This is a genomic window from Corynebacterium tuberculostearicum (assembly GCF_022347235.1).
Taxonomy (GTDB): Bacteria; Actinomycetota; Actinomycetes; order Mycobacteriales; family Mycobacteriaceae; genus Corynebacterium; species Corynebacterium tuberculostearicum_F.
Window position 1 is genome coordinate 1 of record NZ_JAKRDX010000025.1, and the last position, 26,039, is coordinate 26,039.

The following is a 26,039-nucleotide window of genomic DNA, read 5'->3' on the forward strand; positions in this document are numbered from 1 at the left end:
CGGGTGACGGGGGCGTAGCAGTCACAGGGGTCCTTTACTTGAGAAGGCGGGCGGCTTCGGTAGCGAAGTAGGTCAGAATCTGGCCGGCGCCGGCGCGCTTGAATGCGGTCAGTGACTCGAGCATGATGGCTTCGCCGTCGATCCACCCGTTGGCGGCCGCGGCCTTGACCATCGCGTACTCGCCGGAGACCTGGTAGACCGCGACCGGCACGGGAGAAGTCTCCGCCACGGCCGAGAGCACGTCCAGGTAGGGCAGGCCGGGCTTGACCATAACGAAGTCCGCGCCCTCTTCGATGTCGAGCTCGGCCTCGAGCAGGGACTCGCGGAAATTACGCGGATCCTGCTGGTAGGTGCGGCGGTCGCCCTCGAGGGAGGAGCCGACGGCATCGCGGAACGGGCCGAAGAAAGCGGAGGCGTACTTGGCGGAATAAGCCATGATGGCCACGTCTTCGTGGCCGGCCTCGTCGAGATCGGCGCGGATGGCGCCGACCTGGCCGTCCATCATGCCGGACGGGGAGACGATCTGGGCGCCGGCGCGGGCTTGGGAGCGGGCCATGTCTTGGTAGAGTTTGACGGATTCGTCGTTAAGCACCCGGCCCTTGTCATCCAGCACGCCGCAGTGGCCATGGGAGGTGAACTCGTCGAGGCAGGTATCGGCCATAACGATGAGGTCATCGCCGAATTCCTCGTGCAGGCAAGAAATACCGCGGTTCAAAATGCCCTGTGGGTCCCAAGCGACGGAGCCGGTGTCATCCTTGTCCTCATCGAGCGGCACGCCGAAAAGGTCGATGCACGGCACGCCGGCCTCCAACGCCTCCTCGGCCGCGCGGCGCAGGGAATCGAAGGTGTGCTGGTAGACGCCCGGCATGGAGGGAATCTCGCGCGGGGCGTCGAGTCCGTCCACGATGAACATGGGCAGAATCAGGTCCGAGGGGCGGACCTCGGTTTCGGCCACGAGGTTGCGCATCTGCGGGGTGGTGCGCAGGCGGCGTGGGCGGCGGGCTGGGAAGGTGCTCATTGGGTACTCCTTAGAGCGAGACTAAAACTTATGCCTTGTCGACCTTAGTAGCCTTCTTGCGCGAGCGGCGTTTCTTGCGCGGCGCGGGCAGGTTTCCGGCGGCGCGGAGGGCGGCGACGTGGTCTGCGAGGGCGTCGACAAGCGCGGGCACGTCCGCAACTTCGGGCACCACATCGACGCGCAGGCCCATCTCTTCCGCGGCCGCTCTTGCCGACGGCCCGATACACGCAATGATCGTCCGCTGGTGCGGTTTGCCCGCAATGCCCACCAGATTGCGCACGGTGGACCCGGAGGTGAAGGCGACGGCGTCGAAGCCGCCGGTCTTGATCATGTCGCGGATTTCGGCCGAAGGCGGGGCGGCGCGGACGGTGCGGTAGGCCACGACGTCGTCGACCTCCCAGTCCAAGGCCTTGAGCCCGTCAACTAGGGTGTCGGCCGCAATATCGGCGCGTGGGAGCAGGACGCGGCCGACAGCGTCGATGTCTTCTACGAAGTTGGGGAAGACATCGAGCAGGCCCTCGGCGTTCTGCTTCTTCTTGTGTGGCAGGAGCTCCGGAACCATACCCTTGGCGCGGATGGCGGCCGCGGTCTTGGTACCCACGGCCGCGAGGTGGACGCCGGCGAAATCGCGGGCGTCGAGGCCGAGCTGGGCGATCTTATCCCACACCGCGGTCACGGCGTTGACGGAGGTGAAGACGATCCACTTGTAGCGGCCCTCGACGATGCCCTTGATGGCGCGGTCCATCTGTGCCGGGTTGCGCGGCGGCTCGATGGAGATGGTGGGCACGTTTTGCGGGATAGCGCCGTAGCCGGCCAGGCGCGCGGACATCGGGCCGGCCTGCTCCTTGGTGCGCGGGACGAGCACGCGCCAGCCGTAGAGCGGGCGATTTTCCCACCACGAGTACTTGGTGCGGTCGTCGATGCTGCGGCCTAGGGTGACCACGAGCGGCCCGGTGAGGTCCGCGTCGAGCTTGCCCATGGTGCCCAGCGTGGTCTCATAGGTGCGCTGCAGGCGGGTGGTGCCGTGGACGGTGACAAATGCCTCGGTCTCGGCCGGCATGCCGCGCTGCTGCAGCTCGTTGGAGATGACCGGCAGGTCTTCCTTGGTGGCCTGCAGGACGATGGGCTGGGTGGCGTTGGCCAGCGCGTCCCAATCGGCGCCGTCGGTAACGTCGGCCTCGGTATAGGTCGAGCCGAGAGCAATGCCGGCAAAGGACGGCACGGTGGAGGGCAGGGACATGCCCGGCACTACCTGGAATTCCAGGCCGGCAGACGCCACGGCGTTGATCTCGGCCTTGATGGACTCGCGGTGCAGCGGGTTGCCGGTGACTAGGCGGATGACATCCTCGCCATCGGCCTCGACCAAGCACTCGCGCAGCTGGCCGACGATATCTTCGCCCGGCTCGTACAACACCGCGGCCGTTGGCGGCGCGGGGCGCGGCGGTTTACGGCGCGCGCCCTTGGCTTTGGCATCGGCGCACATTTGGGCGTATTCGGCTTCGGCGGCGTCGAGAAGCTCTTGCGGAACGGGCAGCGCGGCGGCGACGGCATCGCGCACGCCCTGCATGACCTGCGGATCAGTCACGGCGATGGCACTATTTGCCAGAACCTCGCGGGCGCGGACGGTCAGCAGGTCGGGATTACCTGGACCAGCGCCCACAAAGACGATCTTGCCCAATTGGGTGTCTGGCGCGGCATTGCTCATAAAGTTCTTTTCTAAAATCGGGCGCGCGGCACCGCGCACGGACATGATCGCATGCGGTGTGGTTCCCCGCGCCGGCGGTGGGTGACACGGTCTTAACGGCCAAAATCCCAGGCCTTGCGTCCTGGGATGCCCTTAAAGGGGGCCGGATCATTGCGGGACAATGATCTGTGGTATCTACACCTTAAATTATTAGCGCCTAAAGGCGAAATTACTTGCCCAGCAGCTCGGCCGCGCCACCGGCGAAAAGCTCGTCCGAGATGCGCGCGCCAAGATCGGCGGCTTCGGCCGCGGAGCCGGAGGCGGTGGCGGTGAGCTGGCGGGATCCGTCGAGCGCGAAGACGCCGCCGCGCACAGTGAGCTGGTCGCCGTCCCAGCGCGAGGTGGCGGCCACCGGCGCGGTGCAGCCGGCCTCGAGGCGGGCCAGCACGGCGCGCTCACCGGCAGCGGCGGCCGAGGCGCGGTCGTCGACAATAGCGTCTAGGGCCGCGGCTGCCTCGGTGCCGGCCACGGCCTCGATGGCGAGTGCGCCCTGGGCCGGTGCCGGCATGAAGACGGAGGGTTCGAAGATTTCGGTGGCGCGGTCTGCGTAGCCGCCGCGCAGCAGGCCGGCGTAGGCCAGCAGAACGGCGTCGAGCTCGCCGTCGGTGACCTTGGACATGCGGGTATCGATGTTGCCGCGCAGCGGGCGAATCTCCAGGTCCGGGCGGAGGGCGGCGAGCTGGGAGATGCGGCGCGGGGCGGAGGTGCCCACGCGCGCGCCCTGCGGCAGCTGCGCCAGGCTCAGGCCATCGCGGGCGACGAGCGCCTCGCGGGAATCCTGGCGCTGCGGCACGACGAGGCGGAAGCGATCATCGGGCGCGGTGGGCAGGTCCTTAAACGAGTGCACGGCGATATCGCACTCGCCGGCATACAGCGCCTCGCGCAGCGCCTGGGTAAATACGCCGACGCCGATGCGCTCGACCGGCGCCATATTGACGTCGCCGGCGGTGGTGACGATGTGGAGTTGGGAGTCAAAGCCGGCGTCGATAAGCCAATCGCGCACATGGCCGGCCTGGGTGGTGGCGAGCTTGGAGCCGCGGGTACCAATCTGAAACATCTAGGCCTCCTTAGTCATGGTGGGCAGTTCATTGACGGCCACGGACACCCCGGAGCCTTCCAGCTGCAGGCCAAAGAGCTCCTGCAGGGCGCTTTCGCTGCTGACACTGCTTTCCGACGCCGCCAGCTTCTTCGCCCTAACCGTCGGTTCATGCAGCAGTTTATCGGCCACGCGCTTGAGCGCGCGCTGCACGTCCTCGAGCTGCTTGCCCGCGAGCTCGGGATGCTTGTGCTGCAGGCGCGCGGCCTCGCACTCGACGAGATCGGCCGCGCGGCGGTGCAGGGCGCTTACGGCCGGGGCGACGTCGCGCACGCGCTGGGCCGAGGTATAGGCCGCCAGCTCTTCGTCGACGATGTGGCGGGCCTGCGCGTGCGGGCTGGTGCCGGCCGCGACATCGGTATCGGCGGCCGAAAGAGACTTGCTCAGGCGCTCGATATTGACCAAGTCCACGCCCTCGGCCGCGGCGGCGGCATCGTCGATATCGCGCGGCAGGGAGAGATCGATGAGCATGAGATCGCGGCCGGCGGGGAGGTCGGCGGCCTCGATGGTGAAGTTATCGGCGCCGGTGGCGGAGATGGCAAGGTCGACGTCGGAAAGCGCGGCGGCGCGCTCAGCAAAGTCCACGACGCGGGTGGCAACGCCCGCCTCCTCGGCGTGGCTGGCCAGGCGCTCGGCGCGCTCGCGGGTGCGGTTGGCCAGCACCAGCTCCTTAACCCCCAGCCGGCCGGCGTGGGTGGCGGCGAGGGACGCCATGGCGCCCGCACCAAGGATCAGCGCAGTCTTGCCGGTCAGGTCCCCGGCGTCGAGGCGCTGCAAGGCCTGGTCGAAGGCGAAAGACACCATGGAGGCGCCGGCCTCGTCGATATCGGTCTCGGAGTGCACGCGCTTGCCCGCCCGCAGCGCGGCCTGCGCCAGCGCGTGAATGCGCGGGCCGACCGTGCCCTGCTCGGAGGCGGACTGGTAGGCGCTGCGCACCTGGCCGATGATCTGCTGCTCGCCCACCACCATCGAATCCAGGCCGGAGGTCACGGACATGAGGTGCTCGGCCGCGGCGTCGGCATAGCGCACGTAGAGGTAGTTGCGCAGCTCCTGCTCGCCCACGCCGGAAACCTGGGTGAGCACGCGCACGACTTCCTGCACGCCGGCGTGGAAGGAGTTGGTGACGGTGTAGACCTCCATGCGGTTGCAGGTGGAGATAATCATGGCCTCTGAAAGTGGCTCGGCCGCCACGAGTTGCCCGCAGGCGGAATCCTGGACCGCACTATCCATGCTCAGCTTTTCCAGCAGCGCCACCGGCGCCGACTGGTGGGACATGCCCACGACGAGCACGCTCATGCACAACACTCCTCAACCCTTTGATTGATTTTAATCCTCCAAAAGACTACCCGTCGGTGTCGCGGATCCCGAATCAACCGGCCAGCTCGGCCGCCAACTCCTCGTTGTCTACTTCCCAGCAAGCAAACTCTTCGCCGTCGATGACCACGACGGGCACGCGGTCACCGAACTCCATGGCCAGCTCCGCGTCCTCATCCACGTTACGCACAGCAAGCTCCGCGCCTGCCTGCTTGACGACGGGGGTGATCTGCTCCCTCACGCGCGCGCAAGAACCGCAGGTGGTGCGCACCATGAGCTCGACGAGATGCTGGGACATTTTCTCCTCACAAGGACGGCGGCGGTCGAAACCATTACTATGGACACGTTAGTCCACCCCGCATTTGCGAAAGCTGTTTGTCCCACTCGTGTCCGCTACCACTCCCCCAGGGTTCCCCGAATCCCCCCGCGACTTCTTGGCCAATTGGACCGCCTCGCGCGGTAACCTGCGTAATTTCTTGGAGACCCAAGCGCTCGCCCCGCTGGACGAGGAATCGCAGCGCACCGCCGGTGAAGCCGCGGCGGCTGCGGCGCTGGAGGAGTTCGGGCTGGAGTTGGAGGACTTTGCTTCCGGCGTTGACTCGGTCACCGGCTCCTATGACGCGGCCGGTGCGCAGCGCATCACCGCCCAGGACCCGGACGTACCGGTGGATGTGGGCGCGGCAGCGTTTTTCGACGTCGACAACACCCTCATCCAAGGCTCTTCCCTCGTGGAATTCGCCTTTGGCTTGGCGCGCAAGCGCTACTTCCGTATTTCTGAAATCCTGCCGATTGCGTGGAAGCAGCTCAAGTTCCGCGTCTCCGGCAGCGAAAATGCCAAGGACGTGGCCGCCGGCCGCGCGCAGGCACTGGAGTTTGTCAAAGGCCGCAGCGTCGACGAGCTGGTGGATTTGTGCGAGGAGATCGTGGACGCCTCGCTGGCCCGCCGCGCCTACCCCGGCACCACGCAGCTGGCGGAGATGCACCTAGCCGCCGGCCAGCAGGTATGGCTGGTCACCGCCACGCCGGTCCAGCTGGCGCAGGTGCTCGCCCGGCGCTTCGGGTTTACGGGCGCGCTCGGCACCGTCGCGGAGGTCAAGGACGGCAAGTTCACCGGACGGCTGGTCGGCGATATCCTCCACGGGCCCGGCAAAAAGCACGCCGTGGCCGCGCTCGCGACCATCGAAGGTCTCGACCTCTCGCGCTGCACCGCGTATTCGGACTCCGCCAACGACGTGCCCATGCTGTCCATGGTCGGCACCGCCGTGGCCATTAACCCAGACCGCAAGCTGCGCGATATTGCTGGAGACCGCGGCTGGCTCGTGCGCGACTATCGCTCCGTGCGCCGCGCCATCCGCACCTATGGCCTCCCTGCGCTGGCCACCGCCGCCTTTTCCTATGGCGGCTGGCGCTACTACCGGCGGTAGCCAGGGCGGTAGAGGGCGCAGAGGGACGTCGGCAAGCATGCAAAAACCCTCCGCACAATGGCGGAGGGCAAGAAGCGGGCTGGGGTTTACTTGCCCAGCTTACGACGCTGCACGCGGGTGCGGCGCAGCATCTTGCGGTGCTTCTTCTTGGACATGCGCTTGCGGCGCTTCTTAATGACGGAACCCATGGAGTCCTCACTTTCGTGTAGTACGTACTGTCAAACTTGTCAGCGCTAAAGCGGCGAAGGTGCACTCTTGCCGCCGTGGCCACACGGACCGCGGGCCACATCAGCGAGCCGACACGAATGCACACCATCTTACCCAGCACCCAGCCCGTGACCAAAAAGGGCCCGCGACAACAACAACGAGAAACAACAGCGCCCACCACCGCTGACCACGAGGGCCAACAGAGGTGGGCGCTGTCTGTGCGGCGCGAGCCTAGGCTCCGTAGACGGAAGCCTCCAAGTACTCGTTGACGGCAGACTCGTGAACGCGGAAGGAGCGTCCGACGCGAACAGCCGGCATTTCGCCTGCATGAACCAAACGGTAGACGGTCATTTTGGAGACGCGCATAATCTCGGCGACCTCCGCGATCGTCAGAAAGGTTCCCTTTTCTTCATTTGCCATATATATCTAACCCTTCAGCTCGTTACGCGCTGTAGGCTTCCCCTCCCACAGGACTTCACGCACGTGCTTGCCCTAGCCTATCGTGAAACATGTGACTAATGCGACCCAAGTGCCAAATTTTTTCACAGCATTCATTAGGGTTTCCCCTAAAAGCGCTGCTTAACACCCGCCCCAACACTCCCGGGTGGGTACACCCCCACCACGGGGAGGTCGCACACGGCGGCGCTAGCCGAGCTCCTTGGCCTTATCGGAGCAGGCTTCTGCCGCGCGGTAGAACGCGCCGCGCAAGCCGGACTCCTCCAGCTCGCGGACAGCGGCCGCGGTAGTACCGCCCGGCGAAGTTACGCCAGCGCGCAGCTGGGTGGCCGAGCGGCCGGAGCTAGCCAGCATTTCACCGGAGCCGGCTGCGGCCTGGGCGGCAAGCTTCTCAGCGACGTCGCGGGGAAGGCCGAGCTGCACGCCGGCATCGACAAGCGCTTCTGCTACGAGGAAGAAATAGGCCGGCGAGGAGCCTGCCAGCGCGGTGGCGGCGTCGATATTCTTCTCCGGGATGACCGCCACCTCGCCTACGGCCTCCAACAGCTCGCGCACGCCGTCCATCTGGGCGTCGCTCACGTGCTCACCGGCCGCGCAGGTGCACATGCCGCGGCGCACCAACATGGGGGTATTGGGCATAACGCGCACCACCGGCACGCCTTCGCCCGCCGCTCCCTGCAGCTGCTCGAGCGTCAGGCCCGCGGCCATGGACACCACCACGGCATCCTTGGCTGGTTCAAGGCCTTCGAGCAGATCCAGGATGGCGTAGGGCTTCACACACGCGAAGATATAATCCGCGCCGTCTACCGCCGCCGCATTATCGCTGGTGGTGGCGACGCCATAAGCGTCCTGAAGTTCCTTGCTGCGGGATTCGGTGCGGTTGGTGACCGTGATATCCGAGCCCGCAAAGCCCGAAGCTACGAGTCCCGAGGTCAAAGCCTCACCGATTTGTCCGCCGCCTAAAATTGCAATCTTTGTCATAGTCTCCACCATGCCAAAAATGCGGAACCCCGGCTACCACGTGGGGTAACCGGGGCGTCGACAAGCGGGGGCTTAGAGCATAACCAACAGCAGCGGGCCGAAGGTAAGGACGAGGCCGGTAAAGCCGGCCAGGAACATAGAGAACCCGTCGCGCGCGGTGCGCAGGGCGTGCGTCACGCCCACCATAATTGCGGTGACGCACAGCGCCAGGATGGCGACGACCAGGCGTGGGAAGCTATCCCACAGAATCTCAAAGCCCTTGAAGATGACAATCGCCAGCAGGATACCCGCGACAATCATCAGCAGGATGGAAACTGGGTTGAGCTTCTCGTGCTCTTCCTCGATCCACTCTTCGTCGTCCTCGACCTTGGGCAGGTTGCCGGTTTCCTCGGCATTCTTAGCGACGCCCGCCTTCTTAGACGCCGGCACCGCCGCTGCAGCGGCCGCTCCAGCACCAGCTGTCGCAGCTCCCGCTCCGGCCACCTTCGCGCCCTTGTCGGCCTTCGGCTTTTCGGCAACGGGCTTCGCGGCAGCTGCCTCAGCCCCGGCAGGCTTGGCGGCAGCAGTCTTGGCATCCTCCTCCTTCGCCTTACCCACGCGCTGGATTACCGCGGTGTCATCCGCAGAAGGCTGATTCTTCTTCGGCGCCTCCTGTGCCGCAGCGGCAGCAGACTTGGCTGCGGGCTTGTCCGCGGATTTAGGAGCAGCCTTTGGTGCTGCCTCTGCGGCGGTCTTTGGTGCAGCCTTGGGTGCAGCCTTCGGCGCGGCAGGCTGAGCGGCGGTCGTGGCTGCGGACTGAGAATTTGGCTTGTCGGTGGACTTCTTTGTGGCGTCGGCATCGGTCGCGTCGGCAGCCTTGGGGGCGCGGATGACGGGAGCGTCCTCGTCGATGGAGACGGAGGTGTGCTTGGCCTCGGCAGGCGAAGCTTCGACCTTCTTAAGGTTGCCGGTTAGCTCGGCAACGGAAATGCCGCCTTCATCCAAGCTGCGGCGGTGGCGGCGCGAACGCTTGTCATCCTTGCCGCCCTTCTCGCCGCGGGCCTTTTTATCGCGAGCCAGCAGCTCTGCCACGGTCAACTTATTCTTGTCAGCCATGATCTCTTCCTATTCCAATCCCTTGTCGGTCCGGCGCAAAATGACGCCCTCACGCAGCGCCCACGGGCAGATTTCCAGCTTCTCGATGTCCAAGGCCCGCATGGATGCCTCGGCCACTAGAGCGCCGGCAACGATTTGGTGCGATCGGTTAGAACTTACACCTTCTAGGTCTGCTCTGTCTGCCGCAGTCATGCGAGAGATGAAGGAAATCAACTGGCGCAGACCCGGTGCAGTCAACGTGCGCTTGACGTATGGGCCGGCAGACGAAGGTGCGGCACCGGTCAGGCGGGCCAGCGTACGGAAGGTTTTGGAGGTACCCACGGCAAGGCCAGCGGGGCCCATGGCCTTCATCTGCTGGGCGGCGTCTTCAAGCTCTGCATCAATGAAATCGCGCAGCGCGCTTACCTTTTTCTTCTCTGGCGGGTCGGTGTCGAACCAATTATGGGTCAACCGGCCAGCGCCCAGGTCGAGGGAGAAGGCAAGGTCGGGGTGCTCGTCGGTACCGGTGGACAGCTCTAGCGAGCCGCCGCCGATGTCCAGGTTGGTAATACGGCCGGCGGACCAGCCATACCAGCGACGGGCAGCAAGGAAGGTCAGCTGGGCTTCTTCCACGCCGGAGAGGATCTGCAGGCGTACGCCGGTCTGCTTTTCCACCTCATCGAGCACGGCCTCGGAATTGGGCGCAGAGCGCACCGCCGAGGTTGCAAAAGCAATAAATTCAGCGCAGCCCAGCTTATCGCCCAGCTCGCTCGCCTCCGCTACGGCGCTGACCAGCTTCTTTACACCCTTTTCATGGATGTTGCCCTTCTTGTCCAGCTGTTCTACCAGCCGGAGCGGGGTCTTCCAATCGCTCATCGGAGTGGGCCGTCCGCCCGTCGCGGCATCGACCGCAACGAGGTGGACGGTATTGCTTCCGACGTCTAATACACCTAATCGCACACTAATAGCGTAGTAGGTCTACCGTGGTTAGGTGTGAATCGCCCAAAATCTGACACGGTATACCTAGGTTTTCCCGCGAGCTCGCCCGCGGCGGCGTCGATAAGAGCGGGCCGCGAAGAGGCCCCCGATTTCCCGCGGGAGTGGTTCGAATTTACCAACCCGAACGACCCGCACCACGTCTTTTCCATCGACCTGACATGGGTGGAATCGCACTACAGCTGCCAATTTGGGACGTCGGCATGCCGGGGCATCGATAAGAGCCAGCCCGAGGTGGGCTGCTGCGTGCATGGCGCCTATATGGCCGATGAGGAAGACCGCGATCAGCTTTACGACGCCGTCTCGCGCATGCCCGCCAAGTATTGGCAGCTGCGCCCAGCGGGGGTAGATGAGTTCCTCGCGCAGGACGCTACGGACGAGTTGGAGCCATGGCTGGAGTGGGACGAACTCGACGGCGAGGACGGCGAACCGGAACCGGCCCTAAAGACGCCAATTGTGGATGGCGCGTGCATTTTTGCCAACCGCGCCGGCTGGGCAACGGGTACGGGCTGCGCGCTACACCAGTGGGCTGTCGATACCGGCGAGGAGCTCACGGTGGTAAAACCCGAGGTGTGCTGGCAGCTGCCGCTGCGCCGCTACGAGGATTATGAAGAGCGCCCGGATGGCCAGGAGATTTTGCGCACGCAGATCGGCGAGTATGACCGCCGCGGTTGGGGCAATGGCGGCGAAGACTTTGATTGGTATTGCTCGGCCGATGCCGCCTGCCACGCCAACCCGCTGCCGATGTGGCAATCGCACGAGGACGAGCTGGTAGCGCTCATGGGCCGAGAGTCCTATGAGATTTTGGCCGCGCACTGCAAGGCGCGCGCCGCGGCGGCCGAGCACGGCGTCCAGCTCGCGCAGCACCCGGCCAGCGTGAAAGCTGGGAGCCTGCAGGTTGAAAGCCAGCGGGCGGGGAGCTAGAGCTCGAATTTATAGCCCAGGCCGCGCACCGTAACCAGGTGCTTCGGGCGGGAGGGCTGCTCCTCGATCTTGGAGCGCAGTCGCTTGACGTGGACGTCGAGCGTCTTGGTGTCGCCAACATAATCGGCGCCCCAGATGCGGTCAATGAGCTGGCCGCGGGTAAGTACGCGGCCGGCGTTGCGCAGCAGGTACTCCAAGAGGTCGAATTCCTTGAGGGGCATAGATACCGGCTCATCCGCAACGGTAACGGTGTGGCGTTCCACGTCCATCTTGACGCGGCCGCCTTCGAGGATCTGCTCGGCTACTTCTTCCTCCGCCTCGGTGTCGGCGCCGGCGCCGGAATCGTGGCCGCGGCGCAACACCGCGCGGATGCGCGCGATGAGCTCGCGGGAGGAATAGGGCTTGGTCACGTAGTCATCGGCGCCCAGCTCAAGGCCGACGACCTTGTCGATCTCGGAATCGCGCGCGGTCACCATGATGACCGGAACGGACGAGGTAGTGCGCAGCTGCTTGCATACCTCGGTGCCAGACATGCCGGGCAGCATGAGGTCTAGAAGGACGATATCGATGTCGTTAGCGGCAAACTTTTCCAGCGCGGTGGGGCCATCGTGCGCGATGATCGGCTCGAAGCCCTCCTTGCGGAGGAGAAATGCCAGCGGATCTGCCAGCGACTCTTCATCTTCAACGATGAGGATGGTGGTCATTGTGCTTTATCCTTTCGACGTGCTGCGACGCGCGCTACTGCACGCGGGAGCCCAGGCGCCGCCGCAGTGACGGCATCCTTTTTCTCATTATCCTTCATGCCAGCATCCTGCGCTGGCTTTTCTTCCCTGTAGATAGGCAACTCAATGGTGAATGTGGAACCGGTACCGGGCCGGGACCACAATTTGATGTTGCCGCCGTGGTTGGCCACCACGTGTTTAACAATTGCTAATCCTAGGCCAGTGCCTCCGGTCTGCCGCGACCGGGCTTGGTCTACGCGGAAGAAGCGCTCAAAAACACGTTTTTGATCATCCGGTGCGATACCGATGCCGCGGTCTGTGACGCGAATGAGCACGACCCCACCGTCCACGACTTTCTGGGAGACCGATACCGGCATCTTCTCCGGCGAATAGTTAATCGCGTTGGAGATGAGGTTAGATAGTGCGGTAACCAGCAGGGACCTATCTCCTTTGACCTGCACGCCAACCGAGGCGCCCCGGTTGAGTTCGATGGAGCGGGCCTCCGCAGCCAGTTGGTTGCGCGAGAGTGCTTCCTCGATGAGGTCATCGACGGCCAACGGTTCCATCTCTGGCAGCGCCTCGGCGCCTTGCAGCTTGGACAAGGAAATAAGTTCGCTGACCATATCGGCCATGCGGTTGGCTTCCTTGTAGACCTTGTTGCCAAAGTACTCGACGGTTTCCTGGTCACCGGGGTCTTGGAGCAGGGCTTCGGCCAGCAGGGCAATGCCGCCGACGGGGGTCTTGAGCTCGTGGGAGACGTTTGCCACGAAGTCGCGGCGTGCGGATTCCATGCGGACGTTTTCGCTCTCATCGGTGCCGTAAATGATGACAAAGCGGCCGTCGTTAAGCGTCAGCGGCTTAATGACCGCCTTGAACTGGGTGACGCGGTGGCCCGTGCGGCGCTTGGGAATGGCCAGGTCGACGGTGCGGGTCTCCTTGTCCTCGAAGACCTCCTGCGCGGTCTGCCACACGTCCGGGTTCACGGCGCGGTCATGCACCAGGGACATCTCGTGGGCGGCGGGATTGGACATGACGATTTCTTGGCTGCGGTCCAGCACCGCCAGGGCCGTCGGCGAGCCTTGTACGGCCAAATGCAGCACCTGGCTGACCGTCGTCACTTGGTTGGCCTCGGCATCGGTGGCTTGGCGGTAGCGCGCAATGCGCCCGCGCAGCCAAGAAATCACCGGCAGCGCCAGCCCGCAGGCCACCACGCCGGCGGCAAAGGAAAGAATCAATTCCACGTGTCTACCCTATCCACCACAAAGTCCCCAGGGAATGCTCCCCGGGGACTGTGGCGCAGTTTCTTACTTACCGCCCTGCGCAGCAACGGCGGCGGCACCGGCAGCGGCGGCTTCCGGATCCAGGTAGGTGCCACCTGGATTTACTACGGAGCCGTCCTCGGTGATCTCATACACCAGCGGGATGCCGGTTGGGATGTTCAAGCCGGCAATATCGTCATCGGAGATATTGTCTAGGTGCTTAACCAGTGCGCGCAGGGAGTTACCGTGTGCAGCAATGAGCACGGTCTCGCCCTTCTTAGCGCGTGGGAGGATTTCTTCCTCGAAGTACGGCACGAAGCGGGCGACGACGTCCTTCAGGCACTCGGTCTGCGGGACCTTGTCCAGGTCCGCGTAGCGCGGGTCATTGGTCTGGGAGTACTCGGAGTCATCGGCCAGCTCCGGCGGGCGCGTGTCATAGGAGCGGCGCCATGCCATGAACTTTTCCTCACCGTACTCTTCCTTGGTCTCGGCCTTGTTCAGGCCCTGCAGGGCGCCGTAGTGGCGCTCGTTGAGGCGCCAATCGCGCACCACTGGGATCCAGTGGCGGTCGGCGGCGTTGAGTGCGATATTTGCGGTGCGGATAGCACGGCGTAGAAGAGAGGTATAGAGGACATCGGGCAGAACGCCTTCCTGCGCGAGCAGCTCACCGCCGCGCTTGGCTTCCGCCTCGCCTTTTTCGGTCAGATCTACATCGACCCAGCCAGTGAACTGGTTGGACTCGTTCCACTTGGATTGGCCATGGCGAAGAAGAATCAGTTTTCCGTTAGTCATGCCTACAGCATGCCACGAAATTACTACCGGCGTCAGGGTTTAATCCCCAATCGCCCGCCGTTGATGGCAATCCGGGACCTCTATGCGGCTGGCCTCGTCATAGATTTCTGCGAGCGCGGCGGCGGAGCTGGCCCAGCTAAAGCGCGCGGCGTGGGCGACGGCGGCTTCGCCCATGGCGATGCGCATGGGGTCGTCGTCAAGCAGGCGGGCTAGAGCATCGGCCCAGTCGGACGGGTCATGCGAGTGCACCAGCAAGCCGGTCTCCTCGTCGGCCACGGCGATGGGCAGCCCGCCGACGGCCGCGGCTACCACCGGCGTGCCAGAAGCCTGGGCCTCCAGCGACACTAGGCCGAAGGACTCGTTATAGCTAGGCACCGCTACGATATCGGCCGCGCGGTAGACCCCCACCAGCTCCTCTGGCGGGCGGGCGCCCAAAAAGCGCACGCGCTTATCGACGCCCAACTCACGCGCCAACTCCCTATAGGCCTCCGGCGCCGTATTGGCCCCCGACGGGCCACCGCAGATAACCACGCGCAGGTCGCGCGCCGGTTCGCGGCGGAAGAGTTCGGCCGTGGCGCGGATAAGGACCTCCGGGCCTTTGAATTTTTGCAGGCGCCCCACAAAGGCCACCACCTTGGTGTGCAGTGGAATGCCCAGCTCGCGACGGGAGCGCTCGGTATTGCGGTCCGTACCAGGGGTAAAAAGCTCTACGTCGGCGCCGGGCGAGACCACGCGAATGATGTCGCACTCGGCGTCGTAGTGCTCGGCCAGGTCGCGGGCCTCCTGCTCGGTATTGACCACGAGCAGGTCCGCGTTATCCACCAGTTGCTGCTCGCAGATGCGGCGGGCCTCGGACTCCAAGGTGTCATCCGCGGTCCGGGAGGCATTCTTCACCGCGGCGAGGGTATGGGCCGTGTGGATGAGCGGAATGCCCCAGAGATCCCGTAGCAGCCAGCCCACCTGGCCGGAGAGCCAGTAGTGCGAGTGAATAAGGTCATATTTCTTGCCCTGCCACTTGGCAAATTGCACCATGCCGCCCGCGAAAGCGGCTAGCTGGGTAGGCAGATCCTCTTTATCCAGGCCCTCGTACGGCCCGGCGACGATATTAATGACGCGCAGATGGGGCTCAACCTCAATGATTTCGCCCTGGCTAGGCCGAGTGGCGCGGGTATAGACGTCCACCTCGATTCCCCGGCGAGCCAGTTGGCGCGCACTATTGAGGACGTAGACGTTCATGCCGCCGGCGTCCCCCGAGCCGGGCTGTTCAATCGGCGAGGTATGCATAGAGATCATGGCGATGCGCATGGCGCTCAATTCTACCGGCGCTATACTGGCCCCTGCCAGAAACCTACGCCACCGAAAGGTAAAGTTTTGTCCGCATACGAATCACAGGCTTGGCTCCAGTATTACCCGGAATGGACACCGCACCACCTCGAGTACGGCGACACCACGTTGCTGGATATTTACGACAACAACCTTGAGGTCAACGCCGATAAACCGGCCACCTACTTCTTCGGGCGCACCCAAACGTATGCGGAGCTGGACCGTCAGGTTCGCGCTGCGGCCGCTGGCTTGAAGGCCTTCGGTGTGCGCCCCGGTGACCGTGTAGCCATCGTGGCACCAAACTCGCCGCAGTACATCGCGGCGTTTTATGCCATCTTGAAGCTCGGTGCGCAGGTGGTACTACATAACCCGCTCTACACCGCCCATGAGCTGGAAGGACTCTTCCAAGATCACGGCGCACGCATCGCCATCGCCTGGGATAAGGCCGCGCCGACCTTGGAGAAGCTGCGCGCGACCACCAACCTGGAAACGGTCGTGTCCATCAACATGATCAACGCCATGCCCACCCTGCAGCGCGCCGCGTTGCGCTTGCCCATCCCGCCGCTCAAATCCAAGCGCGAACAGCTTTCTTCCCCGGCGCCCAATACCGTGCCGTGGGAAGCCTTGGTGGGCAACGCCATCGGTGGCGACGGTAGAGATATCACCACGCCGGAAGACGTGGATAAGGACACCATCGCGCTGATTATGTATACCTCTGGTACCACCGGCGCCCCGAAGGGTGCCATGCTTTCTCACGGAAACCTGTTTTCCAACCTGATGCAGGGCAAAGCGTGGGTACCGGGCCTGGGCGATAAGCCCGAGCGCATGCTCGCCGCCCTCCCCTTCTTCCATGCTTATGGCCTGACCATGAACGTGACCCTGGCGCAGTTTATCGGCGGCGAACTAGTCATCCTGCCTAAGCCGGATATGTCGCTCATCATGCAGCTGATGAAAAAGCACACCCCGACCTGGGTACCGGGTGTACCGACGCTCTACGAGCGAATCGTCAAAGCCGCCGACGAGCAGCAGATCCCTATCAAGGGCGTGCGCGCAGCCTTCTCCGGCGCTTCTACCTTGCCTTCGGACACGGTCAACAAGTGGGAGAACTACACCGGCGGCCTCTTGGTGGAGGGCTATGGCCTCACCGAGTGCTCGCCGATTATCGTGGGCAACCCCATGAGCACCGACCGCCGCCCGGGCTACGTGGGCATTCCGTTCCCGGATACCCAGGTGCGCATTGCCAACCCGGATAACCTCGATGAAACCCAGCCGGACGGCACCGAGGGCGAAGTTTTAGCGCGTGGGCCACAGATTTTCAAGGGCTACCTCAATAACGAGGAGGCCACCGAGGCCGCATTCCACGGCGAGTGGTTCCGCACCGGTGACATGGGCGTCATGGAAGAAGACGGCTTCATCCGCCTGGTCAGCCGCATCAAGGAAATCATCATCACCGGCGGCTTCAACGTGTATCCGGGCGAGGTGGAAGAAATCCTGCGCGAGCACCCGAGCATCGATGACGTAGCCGTGGTCGGACGCCCGCGCGAGGACGGCTCCGAGGACGTCGTGGCCTGCCTCGACCTCGCCGATGGCGCCGCCCTGGACCCGGAGGGACTCAAGGACTACTGCCGCGAGCGCCTGACCCGCTACAAGGTCCCGCGCACCTTCTACCACTTTGAGGAGCTGGCCAAGGACCAGATGGGCAAGATCCGCCGCCGCGAGGTCCAGGCAGACCTCATCCGCCGCCTCGAGGCCGAGCAGAATTAACTTGTTCCGCCTAATCGATAGCCCCCTCGGACCCCTGCGTTTGCAGGCGAGCCCGCGGGGGGTTTCCCGCGTCGAATTCACCGCGGCCAGCACCCTGCAGGAAGCGGTGGGCGGTGTAGAGGAAGGGGGCATCGAAAAGCGCAGCGCGGACGTGCTCGACGCCGCCCAGGCACAGCTCGCGGAGTATTTCGCCGGCCAGCGCCGCGCCTTCGAGCTGCCCCTCGACCCGCCTGCGACGACCGACTTTCGCGCCGCAGTGCATGCGCAACTGGCCGAGATTGGCTATGGGGAGACGGTCACCTACCGCGACGTCGCCAAGCTGCTGGGCCGGCCCGGCGCGACGCGGGCCGTGGGCAGTGCGTGCGGTGCCAATCCCCTGCTCATCGTGCGGCCATGCCACCGGGTGCTGCGCAGCGACGGCGGGCTCGGCGGCTATGCGGGCGGTCTGGAAGCCAAACGTTTTTTGCTGACACTGGAAGAAAACTAGAGGGCTTCTTCACGTTTTCTCTATACTGATTTTTTAAAACTAATTATTTACCCAAACGAAAGGTTTTTGCGTGTCCGCTTCCACCTCCCGAGCTTGGCTCGATCACTACAGCGAATGGACCCCTCACACGCTGGACTACGGTAATAAAACCATCGTCGACTATTACCGCGATAACCTGCGGGTCAACGCCAATAAACCCGCCACCTATTTCTTCGGCCGCACGCAGACCTACGCGGAGCTCGACGCCCAAGTGCGCGCCGCCGCGGCCGGGCTCAAGGCTTTTGGTATTCGCCCAGGCGACAAGGTGGCCATCGTGCTGCCCAACTGCCCTCAGCACGTCGCGGCCTTCTATGCGGTGCAGCTACTTGGTGCCACCGTGGTCGAGCACAACCCACTTTATACCGCCCACGAATTGGAAGGACTTTTCCGAGATCATGGTGCCCGCGTAGCAATCTCTTGGGATAAAACCGCCTCCACGCTGGAAAAGCTGCGCTCGACTACCCCGCTAGAGACCATCGTCTCCGTCAACATGGTCGATGCCATGCCACCACTCAAGCGCCTCGCGCTCCGCCTGCCTATCCCACCGCTAGCTGCTAAACGCGAGCAGCTCACCGAGCATGCACCAAACACAGTAGCGTGGTCTACCCTGATCGGCTCAGCTATTGGCGGCGACGGCAGCGCCCTAGAAATGCCACGCATCAGCCAGGCTGACGTCGCGCTCATCCTTTACACTTCCGGCACCACCGGAAAACCCAAAGGCGGAATGCTCTCGCACGGTAATCTCATAGCTAATTGCGTCCAAGGCCAAGCTTGGGTTCCAGAAATGGGAAAGCACAAAGAGCGCTTCCTCGCCGCATTACCGATGTTTCACGCCTACGGCATGACCACACTGTGCATTTTTAGCGTGTACATGGGCGCCGAGCTTATCTTGCTTCCTTCCCCACAAATGCCGCTCATCCTGGACATCGTGAAAAAGCGCACGCCTACCTGGCTGCCAGGGGTTCCCACCCTCTATCAGAAGATCATGGACGCAGCCGAAGACAAAGACGTGGACTTAAGCGGCATCCGCAACGCTTTTTCCGGTGCCGCTACACTGCCCGTAGAAATCGTGGAACGGTGGGAGTCCATGACCGGCGGACGACTCGTAGAAGGCTTTGGCATGACCGAGTGCTCCCCCGTGTTAATTGGCAACCCAATGAACGGAAAGAATCGCCCTGGCTATGTGGGGCTCCCATTCCCAGATGCCGAGGTACGCATTGCCAATCCGAAGAATCTGGATGAAACCCAGCCTGATGGCCAGCCAGGCGAGTTGCTCGCGCGTGGTCCGCAAATTTTCCAAGGCTATTTTGGCAACCAAGAAGCAACAGAGGAGTCCTTCCATAACGGCTGGTTCCGCACCGGAGACATGGCAGTCATGGAAGAAGACGGCTGGGTCCGCCTAGTCAGCCGCATTAAGGAAATCATCATCACCGGCGGCTTCAACGTCTACCCCGCAGAGGTAGAAGAGGCAATTGCAGAGCACCCCGACGTGGTGGATGTCGCCGCCGTGGGCCGCCCGCGCCAGGATGGCTCCGAGGATGTCGTCGGCTGCGTTACCCTGCGCGATGGCGCCGTGCTCGATCCCGAGGGCTTGAAGGAATTCTGCCGCGAGCGCCTCACCCGCTATAAGGTGCCGCGCACCTTCTATCACTTCGAAGATCTGGCGCGCGACCACCTGGGCAAGATTCGCCGCCACCAGGTGCGCAAGGACCTACTCGAGCTGCTGGAGGCAAAGGCCTAAACTTAGCGGCTATGGCAGAAATTCACTATGGCGCTACCTTGACGGATTTCCTCGCGGCGGCCGTCGCGAGGTTTCCGCAGCGCCCCGCCACCTACTTCGCCGGCCACACGCTAACCTATAGCGAGCTCGATGCCCAGGTGGCGGCCGCGGCCGGCGCTTTGCGCGAGATGGGTGTGCGCCCCGGCGACCGGGTGGCGATCCTGCTTCCTAATTGCCCGCAACACGTGGTGGCCTTCTTCGCCATTCTGCGCCTGGGCGCGGTGGTGGTCGAGCATAACCCGCGCTATACCGCGCACGAGCTCACCCCGCTACTCGCCCATCATGGCGCCCGCGTGGCTATCGCCTGGGAGGACATCGCCCCTACCGTTTCCGCGCAGGTGGAGACCACTATCTCCGTCTCCCTCACCGAGCCACTTCCCCTTTCCGGTGCCCCGGTGGAGCCGTACCCTGCCGCGCTTGCCGACGCCGCCCTTATCCTCTACACCTCCGGCACCACCGCCCGCCCCAAGGGCGTGGTCTTAACCCACGGGAACCTCGCTGCCAACTGCCTACAGCTAGAAACCCAGGCCCCACTGCGCCGCGGTAATGAGCGCTTCTTGGCCGCTTTGCCCATGTTCCATTCCTATGGCCTGACGATGAGCGTGCTGCTCGCGGTGCGCTGCGCGGCCGAGATTATCCTGCTTGCCGCCCCACACACCGACGCAGTGACGGAAGCGCTTGCCACCCGCCGCCCCACCTGGATGCCGGGCGTGCCGACCATCTACGAACGCGCCATGAACTACGCTGCCACTGCCGCTGATTCCGAGTCTCCCTCGGATCTCGGCGGGGTGCGCTATTCCATCTCGGGCGCGGCTTCCCTCCCCTCGCGCATCATCGAGCCATGGGAGGCGCGCACCGGCGGCATGCTGGTGGAAGGCTATGGGCTTACGGAAACCTCACCCGTGCTGACTATCAACCCCCTCGATGACACCCGGCGCGCCGGCACCATAGGCCTGCCGCTGCCGGATACGCAGCTGCGCATCGGCGATCCTCACGACCTCAGCCGCACCCAGCCGGATGGCGAGGCCGGCGAGATCCTCGCCCGCGGCCCGCAAGTCTTTAGCGGCTACCTTGCCGACGCCCCCGCCACCGCCGCCGCCTTCCATGACGGATGGTTCCGCACCGGGGACATGGGCGTGCGCGAGCCTGACGGCCATATCCGCTTGGTGGGCCGTATCAAGGAAATCATCATCACCGGTGGTTTCAATGTCTATCCCGGCGAGGTCGAGGAGGCTTTAACCTCCCATCCTGATATTGCCCAGGCCGCGGTCGTGGGCCTTCCTCGCTCCGATGGTTCTGAGGACGTCGCCGCCTGCGTGGTGCTTGCCCCCGGCGCGCAGCTCGACGAATCCGCCTTGCGCGACCATTGCCGCGGGTTGGTGGCGCGCTATAAGGTACCGCAGCGCTTCTTTGCCATGGAGGCGCTCGCCAGCGATCAGCTGGGCAAGCTGCGCCGCCGCGATGTCCAGCGCGATCTCCTCGCCCTGCTCAGCCAGGGCTAGTCTTCTTCCTGCTCTCCCCGGCGCACCGCCTGTTCGTAGATGCGCTCAGAACGCTTCTCAAGGTCGTGCTGGGCGCGGGCTTGGGACTTAGCGGCGGCGTCGGAACGCGGCGGGGCCTGGATATGCCGCGCGGCGTGCAGGCCCAGTTGCAGCTCCTTGGCGCGCAGGATCTCCGCATCGATTTTGATGCCCAAAATGAGCATCGTATTAGATAGCCACACGGCCATGAATACGGCCATGATGAGACTGAAGGCGCCATAGACGCTGGCGCCGGCAAAGCGCTGGGTATACAGCGCAAATGCTCCCCACACCACAACATTGGTACTCAGAGCCACCACGGAGCCTAGGGTTATCCACCGAAAACGCGCCGGCCGCACGTTCGGGGAAAAGTGATACAAGATGGCGATCAAGCTCAGCACGATCACCACGGTGAGCGGGAAGCGCAGCCAATTCCACACCGGCATGAAGATCCCACCCAAAAAGTCCGCGGTGCCCTGCATCTCTAGCTTGCCGGCTAACGGTTCGACCACACCGCTGACAATGGTATCGCGCAGCAGGTTAGCAAAAAGCACGATCACCGCGCCGATGACCAGGACGATAGTAAGCCCCCACATGAGTGCCCAGGTGCGGATTATTCCGCGGCCCTCTACCCGCCCGTAGACGGTATTGGCGGTGCGCGAGAAGGCACGCACATAGGCCGAGGCGGCAAAAAGAGAAACCAGCACGGATACCACCAGCGCGAAGGTGCCTTGGGCTGTGGAGCCAATGATGGAGCCCACGAGGTGCTCGGCCTGCTCCGTCATCGAACTCGGCACGTAATCCGCAATGAACTGCGAGGTTAATTCATGTACCTCGGCGCGCCGAGAGGAAAAGATGAGCGTGGCTATCGAATAGGCCGCGAGCACCGTAGGAGCAAAGGCCATGAGCGTGAAATACGTCATCGTGGCGGCGCGATCCATCAAGGCATCGTGGAAGAAGTCCGCCCACACGCGGCGGAGCACCAGCCCCCAGCTTTCCTTGCGCAAGCGGTTACCGCGGGCCAGCGGGTCCACATTTTCGGTGTGGCCTTCGATCTTGACCACGGTGGGCGCGGTACTCGGCACGATTTTATCCGCGCCCTCATAGACGGATTCTCTTACCGGAGTGGCTGAAGCGCTCGGCCGTGCAGTGGCGGACGGGTCGCCAGCAGACAGATCGTCGGCCGCCATGTTCGCGGCGCCAGGAACCTCGGCGGAATCGTCCAGTGTGCTCATATTATCCCAGCGTATGCGGTAAAGAATCTATTTCAGGAAGTGACACTCAGCTGTGATTACACTGGAGAAGCATGACTGAACAGAATGATAAGAAGCTCAACGTGAAGTCCTTCGAACTCGACCACCGCCTCGTCAGCGCACCGTATATTCGCGTGGCCGACCGCACGGATTTGGGTGGCGGCGTCGAAATCATTAAGTACGACTTGCGCTTCTGCCAGCCTAATCAGGATCACCTTGATACCAAGGCGCTGCATTCGGTGGAGCACATGATGGCCAACTTCATGCGCAATTACACCGATAAGCTCATCGGTTTTGCCCCAATGGGCTGCCGTACCGGCTTCTACGCCATCACTAATGGCATGGAACAAGACGAGCTGCTGCGCGCGGTAGAAGGCGCGCTCAACGATATTCTTAACGCCACCGAGGTACCCGCAGCCAACGAAGAGCAGTGCGGCTGGGGTGCGCACCACAGCCTGGAGGGTGCGCAGGAGGCGGCCCGCGCTTTCCTAGGTGCTAAGGATGAGTGGCTTCAGGTCATGGCGGCCTAATCCAGAAACCTTCGCGGGCGCGACAAACGCGACAGGCGCCACGCCCGCAAAGCGGCCACGATAGACCCGAAAACCGTGTGGTTTAGGGCGCTATCGTGGCTGCTTTATAGGTTTTAGGCCCCAGTGTGCAGGGGCAACCCCACGCTACTCGTCGAGGGCGAGGCCAATCCAGACGGGTTCGGGCACGAGCTCCACGCCGAAAGCATCGCGGACGCCATCGCGGATGGTGCGGGCAAGGTCCACGATATCGGCAGCCGTAGCCTCGCCGCGGTTGGTAAGCGCCAGCGTGTGCTTCGTCGAGAGCGTGGCGCAGCCGGAGCCCGGGTAGCCCTTGGCAAACCCAGCGCGGTCAATGAGCCAGGCGGCAGACAGCTTTTCCCGGCCGGCCTCGGCCGAGGGGTGGCGGGGCATGGAGTCTGCGGTGGCGTCGCCAAGCGAGGCACGGACCTTGGCCTGGACGGCGTCGGCAAGAGCGGAGTCCACCACCGGATTGGTAAAGAAGGAGCCGGCGGACCAGGTGTCATGGTCGGTGGGGTCGAGCACCATGCCCTTGCCGTGGCGGAGCTTCAAAACCTCCTCGCGAACCTCGGCCACGGGGCGGCGCTCGCCGGGGTTCTGGGTGAGCTGGCCAAAGCGCAGCGGGCGGGAAAGGCCCTCGGTATCGAGCTGCAGCTCCACCTCCAGCACCACGGCGCGGCCGGTGAATTTCAGGTTGGAATAGCGATAGGCCAGCTCTAGATCGGAGGCGGGGACCCACTCATCGGTATCGGTGCGGCGGTTATAGAGGCGCACGCGGGTAAGGACCTCGGAGATCTCGGCGCCGTAGGCACCCACATTCTGCACGGGGACCGCGCCCACGGTGCCGGGGATGCCGGAGAGGCACTCGATGCCGCCCAGGCCGAGCTCCACGGAGCGAGCCACCACGTCATCCCAGACGGCGCCCGCCTGCGCGCGCACCACGCCGGTTTCGGTGTCCATGGATACCTCGTCGAAGTCGAGGATGACCGCGACGAGATCCACGGCGCCATCGGCCACCAAGAGGTTGGAGCCGCCGCCAACGACGATGAATTTCACTTCGGCGTGATCAAGGGCACGCACCACGGCAACGGCGGCCTCCGGCTGCGAGCAGCGCAGTGCGGCCTGCGGTTTTCCGCCTACACGCAGCGTAGTCAGGTCCGCGAAAGTGGCGGCGGGGTCCAGTTCTACGCCGTCGATCGCTGTGAGCTGTTGCGTCAAAGATTTATCAAGCACGCCTACCAAGGTAGTCTGTTAGGCATGTCAACCCGTAGTGAAAACACCGTAACCATCAATCAGCCCATCGAAAAGGTGCACAAGGCGCTGCTCACCAAGGAGTACTGGGAGTTCATCGTGGCCAACCTCTCCCCTGAGGCGGGCCAGGTGCACGACTTCAGCGATAACGTAGCCACCCTCTTCGAGGTTCTGCCGACCACCCTGCTGCCAGAGGCAGTGCGCGCCATGGTCTCCCAGGACCTGAAGGTCAAGCGCGTGGTTACCGTGGGCGAGCTCAACGGCGAGGCTGCTGACGTCAACTACACCGCGGATGTCAAGGGCACCCCGGTTGATTTCAAGGGCGATATCTCCCTGGCTGGCGAGGGCGAAATGACCAAGCTGTCCTACGTCAACGAGATTTCCGTCAATATCCCGATGATGGGCGCCGCCATCGAGCCGAAGGTGGGCGAGTCCCTGGGCGAGCTCTTCGATAACGAGGGCAAGCTGACCGAACAGTGGATTTCTGAGAACGCCTAAGTTCTAAAGCCCCAGAATCTATGGCCGACCACGCACATAATCTGCGCGCTAGCGCAGCTGCGGGTCGGCCTTTTGGCGTTATTACCCGCGGCACCACCAACCACAACCGGCTGCGGCGCTGCGATAGGTGGATGCTCGCGCACCCGGAGATTTCCGCGCTGCTGCGGCATGTGGATACGCCGCTGGCGCTCGATGTGGGCTACGGGGCCTCGCATGCGACCACCGTGGAGTGGGCAGGGTGGCTGCGCCGGGCGAATCCGCGGGTAGACGTGCGCGGGCTGGAGATCCACCCGGACCGGGTGCTGCCGCCGCGCGATGGCGTGCGCTTCGAGCTGGGCGGTTTTGAGCTGGCCGGCTACCGGCCGCAGCTGGTGCGCGCGTTTAATGTGCTGCGCCAGTATGACGTGGACCAGGTGGAAGAGGCCTGGCAGACGGTGTGCTCCCGGCTCGCCCCGGGCGGCTTCTTTGTGGAGGGCACCTGCGATGAGCTCGGCCGGCGCGCGGCCTGGTTGCTGCTGGATGCCCACGGTCCGCGGACGCTCACCCTGGCGTGGGACCCGTTCGATGTGGCGCGCCCTTCCGATATTGCCGAGCGCCTGCCCAAAATCCTCATCCACCGCAATGTGCCCGGCGAGCCCATCCACGAGCTACTTCAGGCCGCCGACGAAGCCTGGGACCGCGCGGCCGGCTGGGCGCCTTACGGCCCGCGCGTGCGCTGGCGTAGAGCACGCGCCATGCTTGCCGACGCCCCCTTTAACATCCACTCCGTCCGCCGGCGCCTGCGCGATAATGTGCTCACCGTGGACTGGGAATCAGTGGCTCCGCAAGCTTAAAAATGTCCTGCTAACTTCGCCGCAGACTTTGCCCCGCGCCGTCTCATACGCCACACTGGTACGCATGGCTTCGAAGAAATCGGCGGGTTCACTCGCCTGGAAAATCATCATTGGCATCCTCGTAGCACTCCTCGTGCTCATCCTGCTGGCCGAGTTCGGCCTGCGCTGGTTCATCGGCCACCAGATGACCTCGCAGTTCAACGAGGCCGCTGAGCAAGAGGGCATTCAGGTCAAAGAGGACCCCTCCGTCAGCTTCGGCGGCAGCCCGCTCCTGTTGGGGCTGTTTAAGGGCTCCATTTCCCAGATGGATATGACCACGCCGTCCACCCTGCAAATCGACGGCACCGAGATCAAAGGCCAACCTGCCTCCGAGATCCACGTGGAAGACATGAGCACCGACCAGGACAATCCGGTGGCCGGCAAGCTGCGCGCTTCTACCACCGTGCCGGATGACTACCTGCTGGCCTCCTTCCAGAAGGGCATTTCCGAGCAAGCCGGCAGCGACAAGGTGGGCAATATGGTGGTCACGGAGATTACCGCCAATGAACAGGACCATGTGCTGGACGTGAAGTTCGCCGGCGGCCTGGCCAACCTGTCGCTGGAGCCCACTGCCCACGATGGAAAGCTCGATATCCGCGCCACCGAGGCCTCTATCTTCGGCCTCGAGCTGCCGGACCAGGCCACCGAAGCCATCTCCTCCGCGCTACAAAACGGCATGTCGGATCAGTTCGTGGGC

At 63.8% G+C, this 26,039-nt stretch carries 26 protein-coding genes; 10 read left to right on the forward strand and 16 right to left on the reverse strand.

Annotated features, from left to right (window positions below; translation table 11 throughout):
* Positions 1-34: 34 nt before the first annotated feature.
* The 5 genes from hemB to MHK09_RS10675 form a co-directional block, all read right to left on the reverse strand.
* The gene (gene hemB, locus MHK09_RS10655) at positions 35-1,018 is read right to left on the reverse strand and encodes a porphobilinogen synthase (RefSeq protein ID WP_248099205.1); all 984 of its coding nucleotides are present in this window, start codon (positions 1,016-1,018) and stop codon (positions 35-37) included.
* A gap of 28 nt (positions 1,019-1,046) precedes the next feature.
* Positions 1,047-2,723 (reverse strand): bifunctional uroporphyrinogen-III C-methyltransferase/uroporphyrinogen-III synthase, encoded by a 1,677-nt coding sequence (locus MHK09_RS10660; protein WP_250413528.1) that lies wholly within the window; start codon positions 2,721-2,723, stop codon positions 1,047-1,049.
* A 208-nt stretch (positions 2,724-2,931) separates the two neighbouring features.
* Positions 2,932-3,819, reverse strand: coding sequence for a hydroxymethylbilane synthase (hemC, locus tag MHK09_RS10665; protein WP_150851790.1), 888 nt, complete (start codon positions 3,817-3,819; stop codon positions 2,932-2,934).
* The gene (locus MHK09_RS10670) at positions 3,820-5,154 is read right to left on the reverse strand and encodes a glutamyl-tRNA reductase (RefSeq protein WP_250413529.1); all 1,335 of its coding nucleotides are present in this window, start codon (positions 5,152-5,154) and stop codon (positions 3,820-3,822) included.
* A 73-nt stretch (positions 5,155-5,227) separates the two neighbouring features.
* Complete coding sequence (locus MHK09_RS10675) at positions 5,228-5,470, reverse strand: glutaredoxin family protein (protein WP_150851354.1); 243 nt, start codon at positions 5,468-5,470, stop codon at positions 5,228-5,230.
* An 88-nt stretch (positions 5,471-5,558) separates the two neighbouring features.
* On the opposite strand from MHK09_RS10675, the gene MHK09_RS10680 reads away from it, so the two are divergent.
* Positions 5,559-6,596, forward strand: a complete 1,038-nt coding sequence (locus MHK09_RS10680; RefSeq protein ID WP_200435964.1) for an HAD-IB family hydrolase — start codon at positions 5,559-5,561, stop codon at positions 6,594-6,596.
* 86 nt (positions 6,597-6,682) lie between these two features.
* Here MHK09_RS10680 and MHK09_RS10685 read toward each other — a convergent pair whose 3' ends face one another.
* From MHK09_RS10685 to MHK09_RS10705, 5 genes are all read right to left on the reverse strand, one after another.
* Positions 6,683-6,784 (reverse strand): 30S ribosomal protein bS22, encoded by a 102-nt coding sequence (locus MHK09_RS10685; protein WP_003855542.1) that lies wholly within the window; start codon positions 6,782-6,784, stop codon positions 6,683-6,685.
* Positions 6,785-7,034: 250 nt separating this feature from the next.
* Positions 7,035-7,223, reverse strand: coding sequence for a helix-turn-helix domain-containing protein (locus tag MHK09_RS10690; RefSeq protein ID WP_005276651.1), 189 nt, complete (start codon positions 7,221-7,223; stop codon positions 7,035-7,037).
* Between the two features lie 225 nt (positions 7,224-7,448).
* Positions 7,449-8,240, reverse strand: a complete 792-nt coding sequence (gene proC, locus MHK09_RS10695) for a pyrroline-5-carboxylate reductase (protein ID WP_005327218.1) — start codon at positions 8,238-8,240, stop codon at positions 7,449-7,451.
* A gap of 72 nt (positions 8,241-8,312) precedes the next feature.
* Positions 8,313-9,335: an Rv0497 family membrane protein gene (locus tag MHK09_RS10700; protein WP_250413530.1), complete on the reverse strand. Its 1,023-nt coding sequence runs from the start codon at positions 9,333-9,335 to the stop codon at positions 8,313-8,315.
* 9 nt (positions 9,336-9,344) lie between these two features.
* The gene (locus MHK09_RS10705) at positions 9,345-10,274 is read right to left on the reverse strand and encodes a Ppx/GppA family phosphatase (protein ID WP_005327216.1); all 930 of its coding nucleotides are present in this window, start codon (positions 10,272-10,274) and stop codon (positions 9,345-9,347) included.
* Positions 10,275-10,307: 33 nt separating this feature from the next.
* Between MHK09_RS10705 and MHK09_RS10710 the strand changes: the two genes are divergently transcribed.
* Positions 10,308-11,234, forward strand: a complete 927-nt coding sequence (locus MHK09_RS10710; RefSeq protein WP_250413531.1) for a DUF3109 family protein — start codon at positions 10,308-10,310, stop codon at positions 11,232-11,234.
* Here the strand turns inward: MHK09_RS10710 and MHK09_RS10715 are convergent.
* The 4 genes from MHK09_RS10715 to mshA all read right to left on the reverse strand — a co-directional run bounded on the left by MHK09_RS10715 (position 11,231) and on the right by mshA (position 15,312).
* Entirely contained in the window at positions 11,231-11,938 is a 708-nt protein-coding gene (locus MHK09_RS10715) for a response regulator transcription factor (RefSeq protein ID WP_005327214.1), read from the reverse strand. The genes MHK09_RS10710 and MHK09_RS10715 overlap by 4 nt on opposite strands.
* Positions 11,935-13,197 carry a sensor histidine kinase gene (locus MHK09_RS10720; protein WP_250413532.1) on the reverse strand — a complete coding sequence of 421 codons (1,263 nt, stop codon included), beginning with the start codon at positions 13,195-13,197 and terminating at the stop codon, positions 11,935-11,937. The genes MHK09_RS10715 and MHK09_RS10720 overlap by 4 nt, the downstream gene beginning before the upstream one ends.
* Positions 13,198-13,260: 63 nt before the next feature.
* Positions 13,261-14,007 carry a phosphoglyceromutase gene (locus MHK09_RS10725; protein ID WP_200435960.1) on the reverse strand — a complete coding sequence of 249 codons (747 nt, stop codon included), beginning with the start codon at positions 14,005-14,007 and terminating at the stop codon, positions 13,261-13,263.
* Between the two features lie 39 nt (positions 14,008-14,046).
* Positions 14,047-15,312, reverse strand: a complete 1,266-nt coding sequence (gene mshA / locus MHK09_RS10730) for a D-inositol-3-phosphate glycosyltransferase (protein WP_250413533.1) — start codon at positions 15,310-15,312, stop codon at positions 14,047-14,049.
* 66 nt (positions 15,313-15,378) lie between these two features.
* On the opposite strand from mshA, the gene MHK09_RS10735 reads away from it, so the two are divergent.
* The 4 genes from MHK09_RS10735 (at position 15,379) to MHK09_RS10750 (ending at position 20,902) form a co-directional block, all read left to right on the forward strand.
* Positions 15,379-17,094, forward strand: coding sequence for a long-chain-fatty-acid--CoA ligase (locus MHK09_RS10735; protein ID WP_250413534.1), 1,716 nt, complete (start codon positions 15,379-15,381; stop codon positions 17,092-17,094).
* A 1-nt stretch (position 17,095) separates the two neighbouring features.
* The gene (locus MHK09_RS10740; protein WP_023020466.1) at positions 17,096-17,581 is read left to right on the forward strand and encodes a methylated-DNA--[protein]-cysteine S-methyltransferase; all 486 of its coding nucleotides are present in this window, start codon (positions 17,096-17,098) and stop codon (positions 17,579-17,581) included.
* Between the two features lie 70 nt (positions 17,582-17,651).
* Entirely contained in the window at positions 17,652-19,361 is a 1,710-nt protein-coding gene (locus MHK09_RS10745) for a long-chain-fatty-acid--CoA ligase (protein ID WP_023020465.1), read from the forward strand.
* A gap of 11 nt (positions 19,362-19,372) precedes the next feature.
* Positions 19,373-20,902, forward strand: coding sequence for an AMP-binding protein (locus MHK09_RS10750; RefSeq protein ID WP_250413535.1), 1,530 nt, complete (start codon positions 19,373-19,375; stop codon positions 20,900-20,902).
* Here the strand turns inward: MHK09_RS10750 and MHK09_RS10755 are convergent.
* On the reverse strand, positions 20,899-22,155 hold the full coding sequence (locus MHK09_RS10755) for a YihY/virulence factor BrkB family protein (protein ID WP_250413536.1): 1,257 nt from the start codon (positions 22,153-22,155) through the stop codon (positions 20,899-20,901). The two genes, MHK09_RS10750 and MHK09_RS10755, sit on opposite strands and share 4 nt — an antisense overlap.
* Positions 22,156-22,226: 71 nt before the next feature.
* On the opposite strand from MHK09_RS10755, the gene MHK09_RS10760 reads away from it, so the two are divergent.
* The gene (locus MHK09_RS10760) at positions 22,227-22,703 is read left to right on the forward strand and encodes an S-ribosylhomocysteine lyase (RefSeq protein WP_023020462.1); all 477 of its coding nucleotides are present in this window, start codon (positions 22,227-22,229) and stop codon (positions 22,701-22,703) included.
* Between the two features lie 144 nt (positions 22,704-22,847).
* On the opposite strand, the gene MHK09_RS10765 is transcribed toward MHK09_RS10760, so the two are convergent.
* On the reverse strand, positions 22,848-23,954 hold the full coding sequence (locus tag MHK09_RS10765) for a UDP-N-acetylmuramate dehydrogenase (protein ID WP_250413537.1): 1,107 nt from the start codon (positions 23,952-23,954) through the stop codon (positions 22,848-22,850).
* Between the two features lie 24 nt (positions 23,955-23,978).
* Here MHK09_RS10765 and MHK09_RS10770 point away from each other — a divergent pair, with 24 nt between their 5' ends.
* From MHK09_RS10770 to MHK09_RS10780, 3 genes are all read left to right on the forward strand, one after another.
* Positions 23,979-24,470 carry a DUF2505 domain-containing protein gene (locus MHK09_RS10770; protein ID WP_150851015.1) on the forward strand — a complete coding sequence of 164 codons (492 nt, stop codon included), beginning with the start codon at positions 23,979-23,981 and terminating at the stop codon, positions 24,468-24,470.
* Between the two features lie 20 nt (positions 24,471-24,490).
* Positions 24,491-25,303, forward strand: a complete 813-nt coding sequence (locus MHK09_RS10775) for a class I SAM-dependent methyltransferase (protein WP_250413538.1) — start codon at positions 24,491-24,493, stop codon at positions 25,301-25,303.
* Positions 25,304-25,367: 64 nt separating this feature from the next.
* Positions 25,368-26,039, forward strand: a 672-nt coding sequence (locus MHK09_RS10780) for an LmeA family phospholipid-binding protein (RefSeq protein ID WP_250413539.1), incomplete at its 3' end; no start/stop codon positions are given.

Excerpts from the sequence above, each read along its gene's own strand:
- MHK09_RS10660 (WP_250413528.1), bottom strand. The coding sequence starts at position 2,723 with ATGAGCAATGCCGCGCCAGACACCCAATTGGGCAAGATCGTCTTTGTG.
- MHK09_RS10750 (WP_250413535.1), top strand. The coding sequence starts at position 19,373 with ATGGCAGAAATTCACTATGGCGCTACCTTGACGGATTTCCTCGCGGCG.
- hemC (WP_150851790.1), bottom strand. The coding sequence starts at position 3,819 with ATGTTTCAGATTGGTACCCGCGGCTCCAAGCTCGCCACCACCCAGGCC.
- MHK09_RS10670 (WP_250413529.1), bottom strand. The coding sequence starts at position 5,154 with ATGAGCGTGCTCGTCGTGGGCATGTCCCACCAGTCGGCGCCGGTGGCG.
- MHK09_RS10775 (WP_250413538.1), top strand. The coding sequence starts at position 24,491 with ATGGCCGACCACGCACATAATCTGCGCGCTAGCGCAGCTGCGGGTCGG.
- MHK09_RS10675 (WP_150851354.1), bottom strand. The coding sequence starts at position 5,470 with ATGTCCCAGCATCTCGTCGAGCTCATGGTGCGCACCACCTGCGGTTCT.
- proC (WP_005327218.1), bottom strand. The coding sequence starts at position 8,240 with ATGACAAAGATTGCAATTTTAGGCGGCGGACAAATCGGTGAGGCTTTG.
- MHK09_RS10715 (WP_005327214.1), bottom strand. The coding sequence starts at position 11,938 with ATGACCACCATCCTCATCGTTGAAGATGAAGAGTCGCTGGCAGATCCG.
- hemB (WP_248099205.1), bottom strand. The coding sequence starts at position 1,018 with ATGAGCACCTTCCCAGCCCGCCGCCCACGCCGCCTGCGCACCACCCCG.
- mshA (WP_250413533.1), bottom strand. The coding sequence starts at position 15,312 with ATGCGCATCGCCATGATCTCTATGCATACCTCGCCGATTGAACAGCCC.
- MHK09_RS10760 (WP_023020462.1), top strand. The coding sequence starts at position 22,227 with ATGACTGAACAGAATGATAAGAAGCTCAACGTGAAGTCCTTCGAACTC.
- MHK09_RS10700 (WP_250413530.1), bottom strand. The coding sequence starts at position 9,335 with ATGGCTGACAAGAATAAGTTGACCGTGGCAGAGCTGCTGGCTCGCGAT.
- MHK09_RS10755 (WP_250413536.1), bottom strand. The coding sequence starts at position 22,155 with ATGAGCACACTGGACGATTCCGCCGAGGTTCCTGGCGCCGCGAACATG.
- MHK09_RS10770 (WP_150851015.1), top strand. The coding sequence starts at position 23,979 with ATGTCAACCCGTAGTGAAAACACCGTAACCATCAATCAGCCCATCGAA.
- MHK09_RS10685 (WP_003855542.1), bottom strand. The coding sequence starts at position 6,784 with ATGGGTTCCGTCATTAAGAAGCGCCGCAAGCGCATGTCCAAGAAGAAG.
- MHK09_RS10725 (WP_200435960.1), bottom strand. The coding sequence starts at position 14,007 with ATGACTAACGGAAAACTGATTCTTCTTCGCCATGGCCAATCCAAGTGG.
- MHK09_RS10690 (WP_005276651.1), bottom strand. The coding sequence starts at position 7,223 with ATGGCAAATGAAGAAAAGGGAACCTTTCTGACGATCGCGGAGGTCGCC.